The sequence below is a fragment of the Roseinatronobacter sp. NSM genome, assembly GCF_052379845.1.
In the GTDB taxonomy this organism is placed as follows: Bacteria; Pseudomonadota; Alphaproteobacteria; order Rhodobacterales; family Rhodobacteraceae; genus Roseinatronobacter.
Map to the genome: position 1 here is coordinate 140,764 of NZ_JBQTCF010000003.1, position 19,308 is coordinate 160,071.

Here is a 19,308-nt window from a genome sequence, read left to right on the forward strand (position 1 = left end):
AAAGTTGTGTAAATGTCCCCAAAGGAATTAGAAATTAGCCATTTGATTGACGAGGTTTACGATGACCAAACACGTCCCGTATCTGGAAAATGCTACAGAAACCGACGCGAACCCTGCCGGAGTGCTTGCATCAGATGCGGCTGAACGGCGCAATTACATTCAGAACTGGATTGCGAAGAACCAACGCCGTGTGGCGGCGGGTCTGGGAAGCGCCGTTTTCGTGTTGCCACTGCTGGCGCAGGCACAAACCGCCGAGGGGATGGTAAATGCACTGGACATTTCCGGTGTCAGCTCCGCCCAGGTGGCGGCGGATGGCAGCGCGCAACTGACATTGACGAATGGTCAGATCGTTCAGGTAAACGCCTCTGTTGTGCAGGTTGCGGCGGATGGGACCATCCTTGTCACCTCGGCGGCGGCGCAGGTTGTGGCCGAAGTTGCGGCATCGGCCTTGGCGGCGGGTGCCGGTGCGGGCGGGGTTCTGGGCGGATTGGGCGGCGCGGGCGCTGCTGCGGCCGGTGTGGGCGTTGCGGCGGCGGCTGCGGCGGCGTCCGGCGGTGGCAGTGATGCGGTCGCAGCCCCCCCCCCGCTGCCGATTGTCAACCTTGGCGGTGTTTCCGGGTCAAGCCCCCAAAGCTTTGACCAGATATTCGGCGCAGTCCCTGAATTGCAGGCCGGCGACCGCGTGTTCATCCAGTTTGGCGATGAACCCGAACGCGAAGTGACCGTCAACGAAGATGGCGAAATCACTTTCCCCAATGACCTAGACCTAAGCAATGTGCAGGGCCCCCAATCTGTCAGTTTCCGCGTGGAACGGACAACCACCGTCATTGGCGAAGATGATGAGGGCAACCCCACCAGCACGGATGTTGTGGAAACTGTCGCGTCGGGCGGCGCAACGGTGAATGTGGATACAATCCCGCCGGTCATCGCAATCACCGCCGTGGCGGGCGGTGACAACACGCTGAACGCGGACGAACAGACATCGGGTTTGGTTGTGACCGGCACAACCGACGCCGAAAACGGGCAGGTTGTGACCATCAATGTGCTGGACGGCCTTGATAATGTTGTGGCCACGGGCACCGGCGTTGTCACTGGTGGGGAATGGAGTGTGCTGATTGCAGCTGGCGATCTGGCCGACAATACGGAATATTCCGTGCGTGCCACAGTGTCCGACGCGGCTGGCAATGTTGTCGACACGCCTGCAACCCAAGGGTTTACCACGGATTTTACGGCAGATATCAGCATTAATGCCATAGGTGACCTGTCCACCGCCGACAGCTTCTTTGACCTGACCATCACCGGCGGCAGCACCGGCATAGAAGAAGGCCAGAACGTCACGCTTAGCTTTGCGGGCGTGGATTACAGCGCAGGTGCTATTGACAGCGCAGGCAACTGGTCGGTGACGATCGGGCAATCGGTTCTGGCCGGTTTGCGCGATGCGGGCGTGGACAGTATTGCAGTTTCCGCCACCGCAGGCGATGCGGCCGGAAATACCGGAACCGCAACGGCCAGTGTTGCGGCCACATTTACCCCACCTGCCCTGACCATCGACACCCCCGCCGATGATCTGACACTCAACGGCACAACCGCAGCCAATGATCTGGACATTGTGGGTGCAACGGTGCCGGGTGCGACCGTGACCGTCAGCATCAACGGAACCGCGTTTCCGTCTGTGACCGCTGATTCCGGCGGCGCATGGACTGTTACTGTGCTGTCCGCTGATCTGCCCGCCGACGGGGCCTATACCATCACCGCCAGCGCCACGCTGAATGCGCTGGAGGTTGCGCCTGATGCGACTGTGGGCTTGGCCATCGACACAATCGCGCCGTCGATCACCATCAACGCAGTTTCCGCCGACAACGTTCTGAACGCGCTGGAGCAGGGCGAAGACCTTGTTATTTCCGGCACGGCCTCGGGCGCCGAGGATGACCAGCAGGTCAGCGTCATCTTCAACGGCACCACCTATACGGATGATGTGGCAGGCGGCGCGTGGTCCGTGACTGTGCCTGCCGCTGATCTGGTCGGTTTGGCAGATGGCGCAAGCCTGCCAATCACTGCAGATGTGACCGATGCCGCAGGCAACGCGGCCACGCAGGCCACCGCAACGCTTGCCACTGATTTCACAGCGGAAATCACCATCAACCCGGTGACGATTGAAACTGTGAATACCTTTACCGGGCTAACCGTCACGGGCACCACCACCGGCGTGGAAGAAAACCGCGAGGTGACGCTTACATTTGACGGCGCGCCCTATACCGGAACAGTTGCCGCTGATGGCAGTTGGTCTGTGCTGGTTCCAAGTGCTGTGATTGACGCGCTGGACGACCAGACAGAGGTGACGATTTCCGCAGCTGTGTCTGACAGTGCCGGCAACAGCGACGAAACCGCCCCCATCACCAGCACCACGGATTTTTCGCAACCCGCGCTGGCCATTACTGCGCCCGCAGATGGCAGTTTCATCAATGCGCAGGATGTGGCCGACATGACCGACCTTACCGTGTCGGGTGTTGCGGTGCCGGGTAATCCTGTCACGGTCACGTTTCCGGGCATTGCGCCGGTCAGCGTGACGGCGGACAATGATACAGGGGTTTGGAGCACAACATTCCTTGCTGCAGACCTGCCCAGTGTTGACGCCGCCTATACCATTTCCGCCGAAAGTGACATTGGCGGAACCTCGGTGACCCGAGAGATTGAGGTGACGCGCGACACAGACGCCCCTGCGCTGACGGTCACAACAGCCGTCACCGAAGACGGGTTGGTTGTGTCCGGCACCACATCGGGCGATGTTGATGAAGTGGTCGTCACAATCGGTGGCGAAACCTTCACTGCGCCTGCGTCGGGTGGGGCATGGACAACCACCGTTGCAACGGACGATCTGCCTGTGGCGGCGGCGGGCAGCGCGGTGACTGTGGGCGCAAGCGCCCAAGACCGCGCCGGAAATGAAACCACGGGTTCGGTCAGTGTGACTGCGCCAACTGTCACCATTGTTGCGCCTGCAGCGGGTTTTGTGCTTGGGCTTGATGAATTCGACAACGGGTTCACCATTTCAGGCACCACCACAGACGTGGCCGAAGGCGCGAGTGTCACAATCACCAGCGGGGATGACCCCGCAACCTTCAGTGTGACTGCGCAAGTTCAGGCAGATGGCAGCTGGACAACCACTGTCCCTGCCGCCGCTGTCCAAGGCGCCGAGGATCAGGCCAGCTTCACCCTGACCGCATCTGCGCCCGGCAACAGCTACCCGGCCATGGCAACTGCCGATCTTGGGGTCAGCACGAACATTCCCCCCCAGATCACGGTCAACCCGGTGGGCGAGGATGGCGCGCTGATCATCGATGATCTGGGCGCCACGCTAGAGTTGTCGGGGACGACGCGCGGCGTGCAGGCAGGGCAGGAAGTCAGCATCGCCTCGGGTGGGACGGAACTGGGCACGGCCACCGTTGCGGCGGATGGCACATGGACCACGACAATCACCACGCCAACACTGGTCGCAGAACAGGTTTTGACGGCGGATTTCACTGTTTCCAATGCATCTGGCCGAAGCGTGCAGGAAACCTTTTCCGCCGTGGGCTATCAGGCGGGCGCGATATTCGTGCTGGACGGGGCGCGGGGCGCAGGCACCGTTGCATTCGACGTGCTTGTGGACATGGATGCGGTCAGTGGTTCGGTGCTCAACACTGTGGAATTCACCGTCAGTTTTGACCCGGCCCTTGCCAATCTGGACCTTGACGGGTTCGTGATCCCATCTGCGCTGACAACCGACACATTCCAGACCAACCGCTTCAACATCTCGCAACTTGGTCTGGCCGATATGGATGATGGGGTGTTTTCCTTCGCGGGCGGGTCGTTGCGCGGCTTCAACAATCTGGAGGATGAAGCCCTTATCAGCTTCCGCCTGATGGATGTTGACTTCGCGGATGTCCTTGTCATCCGGGTTTCGGGTGATGACAGCGCGCTTTTCGTTGAAACCGCGGATGAGCTGACCTTCTCCGGGCAGCCCGAGCCGGTGTATACCACCACAAACCTTGGCCCATCGGTCGCCATCATCGGGACGGCCAACAACGACACACTTGTCGCCCAGAATATTGACACCATTCTGCGCGGGCGTGGCGGTGATGACCAGATCGATATGTCCGCCGCCGGTGTGAATATTGTCTTGTTCGAAGGAAGTTCCGTTGCCAACGGGTTTGACACCATCACCGGTTTCACATTGGGCGGTGCGCTGGCGGATCGTTTCTCAATCGCGTTTGAAACATTCGATCAGGATGTGCTGCGCGGCGAAGGCAATGAATTCCAGCTTATCGCAAGCGGGGCCGTGGGCGCAGATGTGGGGCTTTTGGTCTTCACCACGGCTGTGGCTGATTTCGACAATGCCACAATCGAAACCGCATTGTCGGGCCTGACGGGGTTGAACGCGGGCGATGACATGTATCTGCTGATCGGGGATGGCACCGATGCCGTGCTCACGGCCATCAGCTTCGACGGGACCGATATCAGCGTTTCCACCGGGTCTGGCACGGCCTATGCGCAATTCACTGCAATCGGCGATCTGTCAGGTTTTTCGGCGGCCAATATTCTGGGCTTCGAACAGCATCTGGTCTGATGCAAGGCGCAAACTTTCCAATGGTCCCGGTATGATAAGTGCCGGGGCAGACCTGACCCCTGTCAGCGCCGAACGCCACGGCGCGCGGCGCTGGCGGCGGTTTTCTTCCTTTGATTTTGTGCAGGCGCATCAATTGGTGCCCATCGTGCTGGGCGAACATGAACAGGTGGCGGCCTGCCTGCCCGTTTTCTTCACGCCTGCACCTGCCGGGACATGGTGGCCCATCGCCCTGACGCGGCTGGGCGCGCGCACAGCACTGGTGGGCAGCACAGGGGCATGGCGCGGGTCTTATGTGCCGTCCATCCTGCGCATCCACCCGTTTCAGGCCCGCCAAACGGATAGCGGGCAATTCGCCCTGTTGGTCGCAGAAGGCAGCGGGCTGGTGACCGATGACCCTGGTGATGAACCGTTTTTTACGCCCGATGGACAGCTTGCGCCCGCGCTGGCGCAGGTGGTGGCGTTTTTTCGCAACCGTGCGCAGGCGGAAACGCAAACCCGCGCCGCGATGGCCGAATTTGCGCGTCTGAACCTGCTTGCCCCGTTCCGGCCACCGGACGAATTTGCGGCGTCAATGCCCGCGCTTATGACGGTGGACGGGGAAAAACTGGCCGGTCTGGCGCGCAGCGAATTGTCGCTTTTGCACCGCTGCGGGGGACTGGAACTGGCCTATTCGGCACTTGTCGCGCGCCATCATCTGGCCTTTCTTGCGCAGGCAGAGCTGCGCGACAGCGCCGCCCCGAAGCCTGCCCGCGCGCCCGCATCTGCGCCGGACCCTGCCTTGACGGGGTTTTTCGATGCTTTGGCCACCGCGCGCGGGCAGGAACCGGATTTGACAACCTGGATGGGCGGCCAGCCCCCGCCACGGGATTCGAACAGCACCTGATCGCCCCCCGTGCCGCTGTGGGCCATCACGACAGCTGCCTTAGGTTTTTCAGCACATTCCAACAGGATGGAATGGCATTGACTCGGAAAATGCCTTAAGACAAGAATAACAATTAAGGGCGCTCTATGTGCCGGATTTTAGCAAGTCGTGCATCTCCAGGCAGGGTTTACGGCCTAATAAGTGTTTTGAGCCAGTGTATTTCGAGCAAAGACTAGGATTTGGATGTTTGCGTCTTGTCTTCCCCCCGCATACCGCATGAAATTTAGGGCCGCCCCGTGGGTGTTGCCGCTGGTGGGGGCGGTGTTGCTTGGGGCTTGCACCGCTGGCCCTGACCTAAGCGAGATTCGCGCCAGTTTCGACGCGCCCCCGGAACTGCGCCCTGTGCGCGTGTCCGCAGATGTGGCGCGCAGCCCGTTCGGGCAACAGGTCACGCGTGCTGTGGAAACACACCCGCAGATGGTTGCGTCAACTGCCGGTGTGCGTGCCGCACAGGCCCGCGCAGATGCCGAAGGCGGTGCGTTTTATCCGCGTATTTCACTGGGCGCGACATTGGGTGCAGTGGTCAACGGGGTGACCTCCAACAGCGTCAGTCCGGTTTTGCGGGTGCTTCAGCTGGTCTATGATGGCGGGGGCGCGGCCAGTCGGCAAGTGGCGGCGCAGGCGCGTGTGTTCGAAAGCCGGGGTGCGCGTCAGGAAGTTGCAGCAGCGCTGGCGCTTGGGGCGGTTGCGGCGTGGTATGACCTGCGCGCCGCACAGGACCGGGCTGGTATTGCCGCTGACAGTGTGCGCGCGCATCAGCGTGTGCTGGATCAGGTGCAGCAGCGTGCGGATGCAGGCGCGGGCGGTAATGCTGATGTTCTGACCGCGCGGGCGCGTCTGGCCACTGCCCGCGCGCGCGCCGCCGAAGCGGATGCCCGCACCGAACGCGCTGCAGCGGGGTTTGCGGCCAGTTTCGGCCAACGCGCGACCAGCAGCCTGGCCGATCCGCCTGCCGCACCCGGTCTGCCCAGTGCGCCTGACGGCGATCTTATTGCAGGCAGCCCCCGCATTCTGGGCGTCGAGGCCCGGATTGCCGCCGCCCAAGCCGATGTTGCGGTGGCCAAATCGCAACGCTTCCCACAATTTCGCATTGATGGAAGTGCGCAGCGCGGTGGCAGCCGTGCAACGCTGGATGTGGAATATGACCCCGGCGCGCCCGGAAGCCAGCAGGCGCGAATACGCGCGGCTGAGGCGCAGCTTGACGCCGTGCGCGCCGAGCGTGCAGGGCTGGCGCGCGAGATTGCGCGCGCCCTGTCGGACCTGCGGTCTGACCAGCGGGCAGGGGCCGCGCGCGTCGCCGCCGCAAGGGAGGCCGTGAACGCCAACCGCGCCACCGTCGAAGCCTCGAGGGAGGAATTCTCGATCGGGCGTCGTTCGCTTCTGGGGTTGCTGGATGCGGAACGCGACCTGTTTGAAGCCAGCGAAGCGCTGATTGCCGCAGAACGCGAAGTGGCGCTGTCGGGCTATGCGGCGCTGGCATTGACAGGCGACATTCTGGACGCCTTTGCCATTACGTTGCCCGCCCCCAAGGACAGCGAAGATGACGCCGACGCCACGCCCCCACCGCCGGAGCAAGGCACATGAATGACGCGCGCCCCGTGAACCTGGGCGCTGGCGCACAGGACGCGGAGCTTAGCGCCTTGGAAGCCTGCCTTCTGCACGCCACCGCCAGCCTTGACCGACCCATGACATTGGCCGCCTTGCGCGCCGCGCAATCGGGCGCGCAAGGCGGGGTGACGCTGCGCGATGCAATCACCGCCGCAGAACGCGCGGGCGTGCAGGCGGGTTTCGGCAAACGCCCCCTGAAGGCATTTGACGCCACCTTGACCCCGACCATCCTGATGTTGAATGATGACCGCGCGGTTGTTCTGGAAGATGTGCTGCCCAACGGGGATCTGGCAGTGTATGACCCCGCGCTGGGGCAGGGTTTGGGCCGTATCGCGCTGGACAAGCTGGACGCGGTGTATACTGGATACGCGCTTTTGTTGCGCGCAGAACACCGCGAAGATATTGCGCTGAATGCCACAGGGCGGCAGGGGCATTGGTTCTGGTCCACTTTGGCGGAAAACCGGTGGTCCTATAGTCAGGTTTTGCTGGCTGCGGTGCTGGCCAATTTTCTAAGCCTGTCGACATCGCTGTTCATCATGGTTGTGTATGACCGTGTGCTGCCCAATGAAGCGATTGAATCCTTGATTGCGCTGACGGTTGGGGTTGGCATTGCGCTGTTTTTCGACTTTCTGATCAAATCCTTGCGCGCGGGTTTCATTGACCGCGCCGGCCAGCGCGCCGATATGGTCATGGGCCGGCGCATTTTTGACCAGATACTGGATTTGCAGATGCGCGCGCGCAAAGGGTCCACCGGCGCGCTGGCCAGCACCTTGCGCGAATTTGAAACCCTGCGCGATTTCTTCACCTCGGCCACGTTGGTGGCGGTGGTGGATTTGCCGTTTATCCTGTTGTTTGTGGGCGTCATTTACCTGATTGGCGGGCCATTGGCGATTGTGCCCGCGCTTGCTGTGCCTTTTGTGTTGATTGTCGGGATTGCGGTTCAACCCATTCTGTCACGGCTGGCCGAAAAAAGTTTCGCGGATGGGCAGTCGAAACAGGGGGTTCTGGTCGAAACGCTGGCGGGGCTGGAAACCATCAAGGCGACAGGGGCGCAGCGCCGCATGCGCGCCCGCTGGGAAGATGCGATCGAACGCCAGTCTGAACATGGGTTGAAAAGCCGTGCAGTAACGCAATTTGCCATCAACGCGACCGCGTTTGCCCAACAGGCCGCGCAGGTGATGATTGTGTTCTATGGCGTGTTCCTGATCACGGCAGGCGAGGTCAGCATGGGCGCGCTGATTGCAGGCGTCATCCTGACAGGGCGCGCGCTTGCCCCCCTTGCGCAATTGGCCCAGACATTGACGCGCTTCAATCAGGCGCGCACATCCTACCGCAGTCTGGACGCGCTGATGCAGGCCGAAAGCGAACGCCCCGAAGGCAAGGGCTGGATTTCCCGCCCCAAGCTGGATGGGGAAATCCGGTTCGACAATGTGTCCTTTGCCTATCCCGACCAGACAGTTGACGCGCTGCGCAACATTTCATTCACCATCAAACCCGGCGAGAAGGTTGCCATTCTGGGGCGCATCGGGTCGGGCAAAAGCACGGTGGCGCGGCTTATGCTGGGGCTGTATCAACCGCGCGAAGGGGCGGTGCTGGTCGATGGCATTGACATTCGCCAGATTGATCCGGGTGATTTGCGGCGCAATATGGGGTCGGTGCTGCAAGATATCTGGCTGTTTTCCGGCACTGTGCGCGAAAATATCGCCATCGGGGCCATGCGCGCGCGCGACCATGATATCATTGAGGCCGCGCGCATTGCCGGGGTCGAGGATTTTGTGAAACGCCACCCTTCGGGCTATGACATGATGCTGGCCGAACGCGGCGAAGGGCTGTCTGGCGGGCAGAAACAGGCCATCACACTGGCGCGCGCCTTGCTGGGCCGCCCGCCGATCATGTTGATGGACGAACCGACATCCAGCATGGATGTGCAAAACGAAGCGGGCGTTATTGCGCGGCTGAAGGGGGAAATGGCCGATCGCACCTTGGTAATTGTCACCCACCGCACCAGCCTGCTGGACCTGGTGGACCGCGTTATTGTCATTGATCAGGGCAAGGTCGCCGCGGACGGTCCCAAATCCATTCTGACACAAACCAGACCGGGGGGGAATGATGGCGCGTAGCCGCGATTTTGAAACCCTTGCCCATGAAATGCAGGGCCGCCAAAGCTGGCGGGGCAGTGTGCTTCTGGGCGTGATCTTGCTGTTTTTCCTGTCCGCAGGTGTCTGGGCCGCGCGCACTGAAATTGACGACGTGACCCGCGCAGAAGGGCGCATTGTGCCATCGCGGGATTTGCAGCTTATTCAGGCCACCGAACCGGGCGTGTTGCAGGCGTTGTTTGTGGTCGAGGGGGATGTGGTCGAAGAAGGGCATATCCTGATGGAACTGGACGGCACGCAACTTGCCAGTCAATTGGATCAGGAACAACAGCGCGCCTATGGATTGATGGCGCGCATCACCCGGTTGCAAGCAGAAATTGACAGCGTTGATTTGCATTTTTCCGACATCCTGATTGCGCAAGCCCCCGCCGTGGTGCGGTCGGAAACTGCGCTATATCACGCAAGGCGCGATGAACTGGCCGCAGATATTGGCATTCTGGAACGCCAGCGGCTGCAGCGGCAGGAACAGTTTGTCGAAGGGCAAGTGGATCTGGACACCGCGCGCGAAACACTGGCCATCGTGGCCGAAGAACGCGCGATGATGGAACCGCTTGTCCAGCGGCGGGTGGAACCTGAAACCACATTGCTGGAGTTGCGCAGGCGCGAATCCGAATGGCGGGGGCGCGAAACACGCGCCCGCGCCAGCCTTGCGCGCATGCGGTCCGCGCTGGACGAAATTGATGACCAGATCGGGGCGTTGCGCGCACGCGCACGCGCGGCCGCCTTGTCCGATCTGGCGTTGGCCACGGCGGAACTGGCCGCTTTGGAACCCAGCCTGCCTGCCTTGCGTGACCGCGCCGAACGCGCCGCCATCCGTGCGCCCATGCGCGGGGTGGTCAACCGTATACACCGCTCCACGCTTGGCAGCCTTGCGCGCCCCGGCGAGGATTTGATCGAAATTGTGCCCTTGGACGACACGCTTCTGGTCGAAGCCTATGTGCGCCCTGCCGATATTGCCTTTGTCTATCCTGGCCAGCCCGTGAAGGTGAAGGTGACGGCCTATGACTTTTCGCGCTATGGCAGTCTGAACGGTGAAATTACCCGCATCGGCGCAGATGCCGTCACCCGGTCCGAACGCGACCCCGAGGAATACTTTATCGTTCATGTTCGCACCGAAGAAAACTTCCTCGATGCTGACGGGATCGTGGTTGAGGTGATGCCCGGTATGGTCACGGAAATTGATATGCTTTCGGGGCGCAAAACCGTGCTGGAATACCTGACAACACCTGTTGTGCGCGTCAGGGACCGCGCGTTCCGGGAATAGCCCGTCACGCGGGCCTTGAACGCGCGGCGCGCCACAGTGGGCCGCGTTCATTCGCATTTACGCGACCCACTCTCGCTTATGGTGTCGCATGTCTTTTGCGCAAAACCGGGTCCCACTTTTGCGCGGCATGCGCTAGATGAATTCGGACATGGCCCCCAATAGAATGCCGGTCATGGCCAGATCACCGCTGTGCCAGTCCGGGGCCAGCGCCAGCCCGACAGGCCAAGTGGTGTCATTGCGCCCCAATGCCAGTGCGTTCCAATCTGTTTGCGCGTCGAAAAACACCCAGCGGGGCGGGGTCGCGGATTGAAGCCCCACGGCTGCGCGCAACACTTCCAGCGCGTCCAGTGCTGTTACCTGCCCATCACGGTTTATATCGGCCGCGATATAGCTTTGGGCAGAGGCCGGCCCGAAGGACGGCGTTACCCCCACCGCCATGCGCAGCACATCCAGCGCATCGCGCGCCGTAACGCCGGGGTCCCCCGCCGCGACATCCCATGCGCGGGTGGCTTGCACAGTGGCCAACGGGGCACCGGGCAGCGCCAAACTGCCGCTGCCATTTGCCATAACGCTGGCTTGCTGACCGTTTTGCAGGGTGAAATGCACCAATGTGTTGGCCAATGGCACCCCTGCTGGCGTTTGCAGTTGCAGCACCCCGTCACCCGTCGGCAATACCGGCGGTGTCGGGTCTTCCGGCACCGGATCGGGCGGGTCCGTATCGGGGGGCGGGGTCACGTCCGGCGGGTCCGTATCGGGCGGGTCTGTGTCTGGCGGCTCGGTGGGGTCATCCACGGGTGGCGGGTCGGTTGGGTCATCTGCAGGTGGGTCCGCAGGCGGGGGCGCGCCGTGCAATTCCGACACGCTCAGCACTATCAGGCGGTCCGCCCCCGTCAGGCCCTGCGGGAAAATATCCTGCACCGTCAGGCCGGTGCCCGCGTCAGACACAATGTCAATGTCATAGCCGCGATAGGTGATGACCGCCCCTGTGGCAGTAGTTTGAACCTGCAACTGGCTGACATCGCGCAGCATGGGCCATGCAGACAGGTCCAGCCTGTCCAGTCCCGGTGTGAAATCGGTAATTGTGACAGTTCCGGTTTGCGGGCGAATGACAAAAACATTCGACCCGCCCCCTCCGGTCAGTTGCGTTACCCCGGCATGGGCAATCACAATGTCATCACTTGCGCCCCCTTGGCCTGCGGGGGCAATGCCGCCCAGATTGGCCAGCGGCAGGCGCAGCACCGTGACCCCCGCATCGCGCCCCGATGTGGCGGCGATGATCAAATGCCCGTCCTGCACGAAGCTTTCCAGCGTGGTGACATTGTAAAGGCCGGTCGCGGGCGTATCAAAAACCGTGTCCAGCCAGACAAGCCACCCTTCTGGCGTAACCGCGAACAAGGTCACGCCATGGTCAGCCCCGCCCACAAGAACCAGATCCAGCGGCCCGTTTGGCGTGGCCACACTTGCCCCGCTGATGGCCTGCGCACGGAAGAATGCCGTGCTGCCAGTATCAAGCATATGATCGGTGGGCATGTAGCCCTCGGAACCGGTGCGCAGCACCGAAAGCGATGAACTGCCCCCCCCCGCCACCACCACGCGCGCGCCGTGCCCCGCATCGCTGAAGGCGACCAGCCCAGTGGGGGCGAATACCCCTATGCTGTCGCCTGCCAGTTGGGGCGCGGCATTGTGGGGCAGCACATGCAGCGCGTCTGACCCCCCGCTGGTCAGCACGACATCGCCGTTTTCGGCAAAGGCCAGCCCGTTTGTGCCTTGCCATGCATCCGTCTGGGCAAATCCGGTGGGCGCATCGGGGCGCAGCATGGCCCATAGCTGCACGAAGCCGTCATTGCCTGCGGCAATCTCCTCAGTGGCGCGGTCAAAATTGACCAGCCTGCGCGCCCCGAAGGTGCCGTCAGGGTTCAGGGCATAGCCCCAGAATGTGGTGTCGCCCCTTCCGAAAAAGGCGACTGTTTCACCGCGAAACTGCACCAGAACCAGATGGTCGCGCGCGGCATTGGTGCCCGTTGCGCCATAGGCCAGTGTATCAACCAGTTGCAACTGGCCCGACGGGCCAGCCCGCCACGCGGTCATGCCCCCGTTTCGCCCGGAATTGACCAACAGCACCGGCCCACCCAGTGCCGTATGCCATACAGTCGCTGCCCCCAGACTGCTGTCGAACATGTCAACACCAGTCTGGACACGGCCCAAGACATGCAGCCGCATCTTCCCACCATTTTTTCTTCACCCAAGGGCAAGACTGGCGGGAAGACCTGACAAGGGCAGGGGCGCGAATGCGGCAACACAGCGACCTTTGCCGCGCATTTTCGGCAAAGATGTAACTGTTTTGAAAGGGGTCAGCGTGCCGCGCAATTGGCAATTATCGCGTGGCACGCTGGATTATGATGATATCATTGTCAAATGCTGGTGTCGCGTCAGGCCACGCTGTCCATATTGCCCAGCAAGATGCCCACCATATCAATGCCCGCAAGGCTGCTGTTCAGCGCGGCAATGTCGATGCCCGTTTCAACATGGGTATTGGTGCGCGACAGCGACATTGCCTCGAAATCCGTATCTGCGTCGAAAAACACCCAGCGCGGCGGGGTCGCGGATTGCAGGCCCACAGCGGCGCGCAGCACTTCCAGCGCGTCCAGCGCGGTCACCGCCCCGTCACCATTCACGTCAGCGGCAATGAAATTCTGCGCCTGCGCCGGGCCAAAGGACGGGTTCAGCCCCACAGCAAGGCGCAGCACGTCCAGCGCGTCCAATGCGGTGATGGCCGGATCGCCGGTTTGCCAGTCGCGGCTGGCGTCCAGACGGCCAGTGGCGTTTTCAGACAGATCGAAGCGGAAGTCATCGCCATCGCGCGTCAGGCGCGTCAGGTTGACGGATGTGCCAGCGGGGCGGAAAGTGACTGTGGCATTGGACAGGCCCGTGCCGTCAAGGTCGGTCACACGGCCTGACAGGCCCAGCAGCCCTTCGGTAATGCCGCCGCCCGCCACCTGCGGCACATGAATATTGTCAGGTGTCGCGCCCATATCAATCAGCACGTTATTTGCATTCACAGCACTGTCCAGATAGCTGTCATCTTGCGTGATCAGCAAATCCAGCACAGCATTGTTGAACGCGAATGTGCCCGGTGTCAGACCGGCCGCTTCTGCCGCCGCTTCGGCACCTGCGCGTTCTTCGGTTGTGAAATCGTCAAGGGTTGTCATCTGGGTCGGATAATCCGCCAGATAGAAGCTGTCAGGCCCCTCGCCCTCGCCATAGGTGAACAGGGTTGTGGTGTCATTCACACGCCAGTCTTCGCGGAATTGCCCGTAAACGCCGTATGTGCCTGCGGCTTCGTCATCGCCGAAAACCAGCGGAAAGGTCAGCGATGTGCCATTGGCCAGTCGCAGATCATCCTGAATGGAGCCGCTGAAATTGCCCAGCAACCCTTCTACATTGTTCTGCCAGTAGTCGGACAGGCCAACGCCAATATCGACACGGCTGCCGACAATATCGACCTGAACAAGGCTTGTGGACATGTCCGGCGCGGTGATGGAAATTTTGTAGCTGTTGCCGTCGCGTTCAATGCTGCCATTGGCCCGCACCAGAACACCGCCATCCGCAAGCGGCTGCGCCACCCCGTTAAGAAGCAGCGGTGTCGCCCCCGGGGCGATCATGATGACATCATCGCCCAAGCGCAGCGCGGCAGCGACATTGGCAGTGACATTTTCGCCCGCAGGCGACATGCGCGATTGCAATTCGAAATCCGCACCATTGGTCGCGCGCATCAACACATATTCGCCTGCGGCATGGAAATCATAGCCCAGCCCGTCATGGGTCAGCAAATGCGGGTCACCCGTGGCAAAGGCAAGCCCCAGCCCGCCAATCTGCGGCAGGCGCATACTGGCCAGAATGGTGTCCAGCTCATCCATGAAGGCCGCGAAACTTTCGACATTCTCGGCCGAGACAATGACCGTGCCATCAGGCGCACTGACGGTCAGCCCGCCAAAGTTCAGGCCCGGCAAGTCCCGAAGCTGCGGTTCGGGCTGGCCGGTGCCAAAAGCCTGCAACACCAGCGCGTCGGTGAATTCCACAGATTCGCCACTGAACATGTCGTATTGTCTGTATGTCGAACTCCATTCCGGAAAATCGATTCTGACCCAATCCGCATCGCCCACGCTGCCAACTGCGCCAAAGAAGATTGCACCGGAATTCAGCACATATGGGGTGGATGCATTGGCGGGTGCATCGCCCATATCCTCGGACGACGATACCCCCGAATTTACCCCCGCCCACCAACTGCTGTAGAGTTGGTAAAGTCCGGTCTGGGTTTGCCAATCGACGATCTGCTGATCACTTGCGGTGATCTGCGCGTAATATGTGCCCTGCGGAAGATGCTCATAAGCGATGCGGAATGACGATGGACTGTCATTGGAAAACCCGAATGTATGGCCGTTCACCACGGTTCCGTTGCTGTCAAACAGCGTGATCTGGGGCAGAATTTGCCCGCGGCCGGGGTTCAGGAAGTTGAAAATCTGCTCCGATGTGATGTCCGCATCGGTCATGGTCAGCGTGTAGCCGTCCAGATTCAGCGTCAGTGTATCGCCCGTTTGCAAGCTGGCCAACACCGCGCCGCCGTCGCGCAGGGTCAGGCCGGTGAAGCCATATTGCGCCAGCGACCCTTCGCCTTCGCCGTCCAGAATATCGACAAGGTTGATGATGTTTGACAAGGTAACCGGGAAGCCGCCAGTCAGTTCAAGGCTTTGTGTGCCGCTGGTCAGGGTCAGGCTGCCGGGGGCAATGTCCAGTTGGGCAACGCGCTGGGCGCCGTAATCAATGCTGATCTGGGTGATGGTTCCGTTCGCGGTGCCATTGTCAAGCGCGGTGCTGAATTCCTGCGCAGTGCCGGACGGGGTGATCCCGCTGCCCTGCACACGCAAGGTGTAAAGCGTCGGATCACTTTCGTCCAGACTGTTGAACTGCGCCGTGAAGCTGGTTGAGGTCAGCACCGGGTTGGACGCGAAATAGGCGTCTTCGGTGGTGAAATTGTCCAGCAGGTCAATATTGCCAAAGTTGAAATCCGCCAGCCGCGTGTCGCCAAGGCCGTCCAGCAGGGTTTGGAAATTGCGGTTCAAAGATATTGTGGTCATATGCTTAAACTTCCTTTACTTGAATGACGATTACCCAGAACCGGAAATTTCGATGGCCGGGGAAATAGTTAATATTTCCTTGCTTATGCCGCAGGCGACGACTTCAGATCAAGATAATTCGAGTGTGAGTGCATGACATTGACAAGGAATACGGCCAAGGTCCGGGGCGGTGTTGTGGCTGTGGTATTGGCCGTGTCAGCATGTTCCGACGGCGCTGGCCCACAGGTCGGGTTGCGATTGGCGCAGGCGGATCTGGGGTATGGACGGGGCGCGCTGGACCATGCGGTTGCGGAATTTCTGGCGCCAGCGCCCGCCGCGTCAGGGGGGGGCGGTCTTGGCCTGCCGGGCGGCGGCGGCGGTGGTGGTGCGGGCAGTGGCGGCGCGTCGGCGCGCGCAGAAATCGATTTCCGTGCTATTACCGGACGTGAAGCCGCTATCGCCCTTGATATGCGTCACCCCCTTGCGCAAGGCTGGCACCTGCAAGGCAGTGTGCGGCTGGGGCAGGGGCAAACCGATTATGTCATGCCTGCGGGCACATTGCAGGTGCCAGCGGGGCCGGTCAGCGTGATCATTGGCGAAGATGTGACGCTGAAGGCGCGCCACCGTTTTATCGAGGCCGAAGCCCTGGCGCTGCGCCAGTTTGAAACCCCGCTGCCGGGGATGGTGGCGCTTGGGGCAGGGGGCGGGGTGCGGGCCACGGACAGCCGATTGCAGGTGCGCACCGCAACCCTGTTCCCGATCGAGATTGACAGCCGCCACCGGCAGGTGCAGCCCTATGGGGTTGTGCAAGTCCACTATGCCCCCCCTCGCCTGCCTGCACGGGTGTTTGTGGAAGGGCGCGTCTATGGGCGCCGCGCTGCGGGGCTGCGTGCGGGGCTGGATGTGGCGCTGCCCTGACGGAAAGGGCCAGCGCCGGGTGTCGCGTCAGGCCACGCTGTCCATATTGCCCAGCAAGATGCCCACCATATCAATGCCCACAAGGCTGCTGTTCAGCGTGGCAATGTCGATTCCGGTTTCAACATGGGTATTGGTGCGCGACAGCGACATCGCTTCGAAATCCGTATCTGCGTCGAAAAACACCCAGCGCGGCGGGGTCGCGGATTGCAGGCCCACAGCGGCGCGCAGCACTTCCAGCGCGTCCAGCGCGGTCACCGCCCCGTCACCATTCACGTCAGCGGCAATGAAATTCTGCGCTTGCGCCGGGCCAAAGGACGGGTTCAGCCCCACCGCAAGGCGCAGCACGTCCAGCGCGTCCAATGCGGTGATGGCCGGATCGCCGGTTTGCCAGTCGCGGCTGGCGTCCAGACGGCCTGACATGCCCATGTTTGGGTGCAGCGTGAATGCGCCGGATGACAAACTTGCCGCTTGCAGCGCCGCGCCCGCATCTGGGGTGAAAGTGACGACAGCCCCCGCCATGGGCGTGTCGTCCAATGCGGCAAGCGCCCCTGACACGGTCAGCGGCCCGTCACCGGGGTTCGGGCCGGGTTCCGGCGGGGTGAATTCCGTGGTGAAACTGGTGCTGTTTTGCGCATTCGTGCCCGCAACAGTGGTGGTGGCGGTGGCGGTCAGGGTTGTGCCATCGGGCAGGGCGGCCAGATCGTCGGCCGGGATGGTGACAGCCCATAGCCCCGCGCTGACCTGTTCGGTGTAGGTTTGCCCGTTCAGCGTGACAGTGACCAGCACCCCGTCCGGCACGTTTTGCGCACTGCCTGTCAAACTCAGCCCCTGATCGCGGATTTCGGCCGTCATGCCACCGTCAAAGGGCAGCGCATCAATGCCCAGGACAGGGGCGGGAAAGTCAAGGCTGGCGGTAAAACCGGTCAGGTTGAAATTATAGCTGTTGTCGAACTGGTCGACCAACTGCAGGGGCAGCTGATAGGCCGTGCCGTTTGTCAGCCGCGCCAGCGTTGCGCCGGGGAAATCAATGACCCAGCCCCCGTCTGCAATGGTGGCAGTATGCGCCACACCGGCAAGCGTCATGGTGACTGTGCCACTGGTTGCGCTGGTCACCCCGCTGAAGCTGACGCCCTGCATCAGATCCGCCCCTGTCAGCGTTGCGCCGAATGGTGACGGGAAGGTGCCCAGCGTTGGGGCGTCGAATGTGGTGCGGAAGCCGAATGTGGTTTGCACCGGGCCAGTGGCGGTCTGCGCGGTCGCAGTGATGTCGTAGTTTGTGCCATTGGCCAGACCTGCCAGATCAGCGGGCATAAGCGTATAGGTCCACTGGCCGGAAGTTGTGCGCACAGTGGCGTCCTGCCCGTTCAGGGAAATGACCACCTCGGTGCCCTCGGGAATATCCTGGGTCTGGCCCGACAGGGTGACGGGCAAATTGCGTTCCTGCGCGCTTAGGAATTCCCCGAATGCCGGGGTCTGAAGGGTGATCTGGCCTTGTGGCACAGGGCTGTCCAGCGTGCCGTCAGGGGTATAGACCCCATCTGCAAAGCGCAGGAACTGGATGTTGTTTAGCGTATTGTCCCCGTCGCCAAGCGCGCTGGCGCGCTGGTCGTTGACAGTTATTGTGCCCGCAGTGACCGTGATATCATAATCTGCAAATGCGCCGCTGAACCACGCGGTGTTCACCCCGCCTGCGCCGTCAATCACATTGTTGCCGTGCCCGACCAGCAGGATGTTGTTCAGGCTGTTACCAGTCAGCGCCAGATCGCCCGCCCCCAGCAGGCCCCCTTCGGCCACGCCGTCCAGCAATGTCAGGTTGCTGGACGCCATGATCCGGCTGCCGCCCACAATGTCCAGTTTCACATTGCTGATGCTCAGGTCGATGGCGGCGCGCAATTCCTGCCCCTGCCAGTCGATCACCACCGTCACAGGGGTGGCTTGCGCCCCAAGGTTCAGCGCGTAGCCGCCTGCGCTTGCGGTCGTGGTGGTCTGGCCCAATGCAGTAATGGTCACACCGCTGGCAGCTTCGCCCAGCGAATAGAACCCGTCGCCGTCGTGATCGTCATAGGCCACCCCGGTCAGGAAACGGTCCCCCAGCGCTTCGCGCCCGAATTTATTGGTTATGACCGAGGCGTTGAAAACCGTTCCACTGCTATTGGTATAGTCGCCCATCACCTGCGCGATGCCCGCTTCGGTGTAATCGGCATTCAGCAGGTTGGGCCGGTGGGTGATGGAATAGAACAGGCCCTGATGGTGGCCAATGCCTGACAGACCACTCAGAACCGCCTGTTCCGCGTTGTAATTCCCTGTTGTTGCGGAAAATGACAGGTTTTCACCCACAAAGCTGGACCCGTAGCCTGCATCAAGGGCGCGGTCGACGGGGGTTGTGCCATCCAGCCAGTGATGGCCTGCATTCGGACCATCCAGTTGCACATTCCCCGCAAGATAGGCGTCCGAATGGGTGACAGCGGCCTGCGACAGTGCAGTGTTCACCGCCAGAGGCTGGCGCACGCCGTCAGCGATTGTGGTTGCGGGTGTCGCGCTGGAGCCGCTTGTGGGGTTGGGGTCATTCAGGCCTATGCCGAAACGTTCAGCCTCGCCCGTGGGGTTCAGGCGGGCACGGTTCAGTTGTTCAAGAAAAAACTGTTCTGAATTGGTCAGCATCAAAAAAAACTCCGGATCAAGGCCGCGATGACATGTCCCGCGCAGGGTGTCAGGGCATAGTT

The 19,308-nt window shown here is 61.6% G+C and carries 9 protein-coding genes; 6 read left to right on the plus strand and 3 right to left on the minus strand.

Going from position 1 to position 19,308, the window contains the following annotated elements:
• Positions 1-61 precede the first annotated feature (61 nt).
• The 5 genes from ACTZWY_RS02915 (at position 62) to ACTZWY_RS02935 (ending at position 10,553) form a co-directional block, all read left to right on the plus strand.
• Entirely contained in the window at positions 62-4,603 is a 4,542-nt protein-coding gene (locus tag ACTZWY_RS02915) for a beta strand repeat-containing protein (protein ID WP_444789180.1), read from the plus strand.
• A 31-nt stretch (positions 4,604-4,634) separates the two neighbouring features.
• Positions 4,635-5,486, plus strand: a complete 852-nt coding sequence (locus tag ACTZWY_RS02920; protein WP_444789181.1) for a SapC family protein — start codon at positions 4,635-4,637, stop codon at positions 5,484-5,486.
• A gap of 255 nt (positions 5,487-5,741) precedes the next feature.
• Positions 5,742-7,109, plus strand: coding sequence for a TolC family protein (locus tag ACTZWY_RS02925; protein WP_444789182.1), 1,368 nt, complete (start codon positions 5,742-5,744; stop codon positions 7,107-7,109).
• Complete coding sequence (locus ACTZWY_RS02930) at positions 7,106-9,253, plus strand: type I secretion system permease/ATPase (RefSeq protein ID WP_444789183.1); 2,148 nt, start codon at positions 7,106-7,108, stop codon at positions 9,251-9,253. The genes ACTZWY_RS02925 and ACTZWY_RS02930 overlap by 4 nt, the downstream gene beginning before the upstream one ends.
• Positions 9,240-10,553, plus strand: coding sequence for an HlyD family type I secretion periplasmic adaptor subunit (locus ACTZWY_RS02935; protein WP_444789184.1), 1,314 nt, complete (start codon positions 9,240-9,242; stop codon positions 10,551-10,553). Before ACTZWY_RS02930 ends, ACTZWY_RS02935 begins: the two co-directional genes overlap by 14 nt.
• Positions 10,554-10,685: 132 nt before the next feature.
• On the opposite strand, the gene ACTZWY_RS02940 is transcribed toward ACTZWY_RS02935, so the two are convergent.
• Positions 10,686-12,773: a hypothetical protein gene (locus tag ACTZWY_RS02940; RefSeq protein ID WP_444789185.1), complete on the minus strand. Its 2,088-nt coding sequence runs from the start codon at positions 12,771-12,773 to the stop codon at positions 10,686-10,688.
• Between the two features lie 209 nt (positions 12,774-12,982).
• Positions 12,983-15,688, minus strand: a complete 2,706-nt coding sequence (locus tag ACTZWY_RS02945; protein ID WP_444789186.1) for a VWD domain-containing protein — start codon at positions 15,686-15,688, stop codon at positions 12,983-12,985.
• 132 nt (positions 15,689-15,820) lie between these two features.
• Here ACTZWY_RS02945 and ACTZWY_RS02950 point away from each other — a divergent pair, with 132 nt between their 5' ends.
• On the plus strand, positions 15,821-16,585 hold the full coding sequence (locus ACTZWY_RS02950) for a hypothetical protein (RefSeq protein ID WP_444789187.1): 765 nt from the start codon (positions 15,821-15,823) through the stop codon (positions 16,583-16,585).
• Between the two features lie 27 nt (positions 16,586-16,612).
• On the opposite strand, the gene ACTZWY_RS02955 is transcribed toward ACTZWY_RS02950, so the two are convergent.
• A complete protein-coding gene (locus tag ACTZWY_RS02955) occupies positions 16,613-19,246 on the minus strand; it encodes a dockerin type I domain-containing protein (RefSeq protein ID WP_444789188.1) in 2,634 nt (877 codons plus the stop codon).
• Positions 19,247-19,308 lie beyond the last annotated feature (62 nt).

Bases quoted from the DNA above. Each gene is read 5' to 3' on its own strand.
- ACTZWY_RS02925 (WP_444789182.1), top strand. From the start codon at position 5,742: ATGAAATTTAGGGCCGCCCCGTGGGTGTTGCCGCTGGTGGGGGCGGTG.
- ACTZWY_RS02935 (WP_444789184.1), top strand. From the start codon at position 9,240: ATGATGGCGCGTAGCCGCGATTTTGAAACCCTTGCCCATGAAATGCAG.
- ACTZWY_RS02955 (WP_444789188.1), bottom strand. From the start codon at position 19,246: ATGCTGACCAATTCAGAACAGTTTTTTCTTGAACAACTGAACCGTGCC.
- ACTZWY_RS02945 (WP_444789186.1), bottom strand. From the start codon at position 15,688: ATGACCACAATATCTTTGAACCGCAATTTCCAAACCCTGCTGGACGGC.
- ACTZWY_RS02950 (WP_444789187.1), top strand. From the start codon at position 15,821: ATGACATTGACAAGGAATACGGCCAAGGTCCGGGGCGGTGTTGTGGCT.
- ACTZWY_RS02940 (WP_444789185.1), bottom strand. From the start codon at position 12,773: ATGCGGCTGCATGTCTTGGGCCGTGTCCAGACTGGTGTTGACATGTTC.
- ACTZWY_RS02930 (WP_444789183.1), top strand. From the start codon at position 7,106: ATGAATGACGCGCGCCCCGTGAACCTGGGCGCTGGCGCACAGGACGCG.
- ACTZWY_RS02915 (WP_444789180.1), top strand. From the start codon at position 62: ATGACCAAACACGTCCCGTATCTGGAAAATGCTACAGAAACCGACGCG.
- ACTZWY_RS02920 (WP_444789181.1), top strand. From the start codon at position 4,635: ATGATAAGTGCCGGGGCAGACCTGACCCCTGTCAGCGCCGAACGCCAC.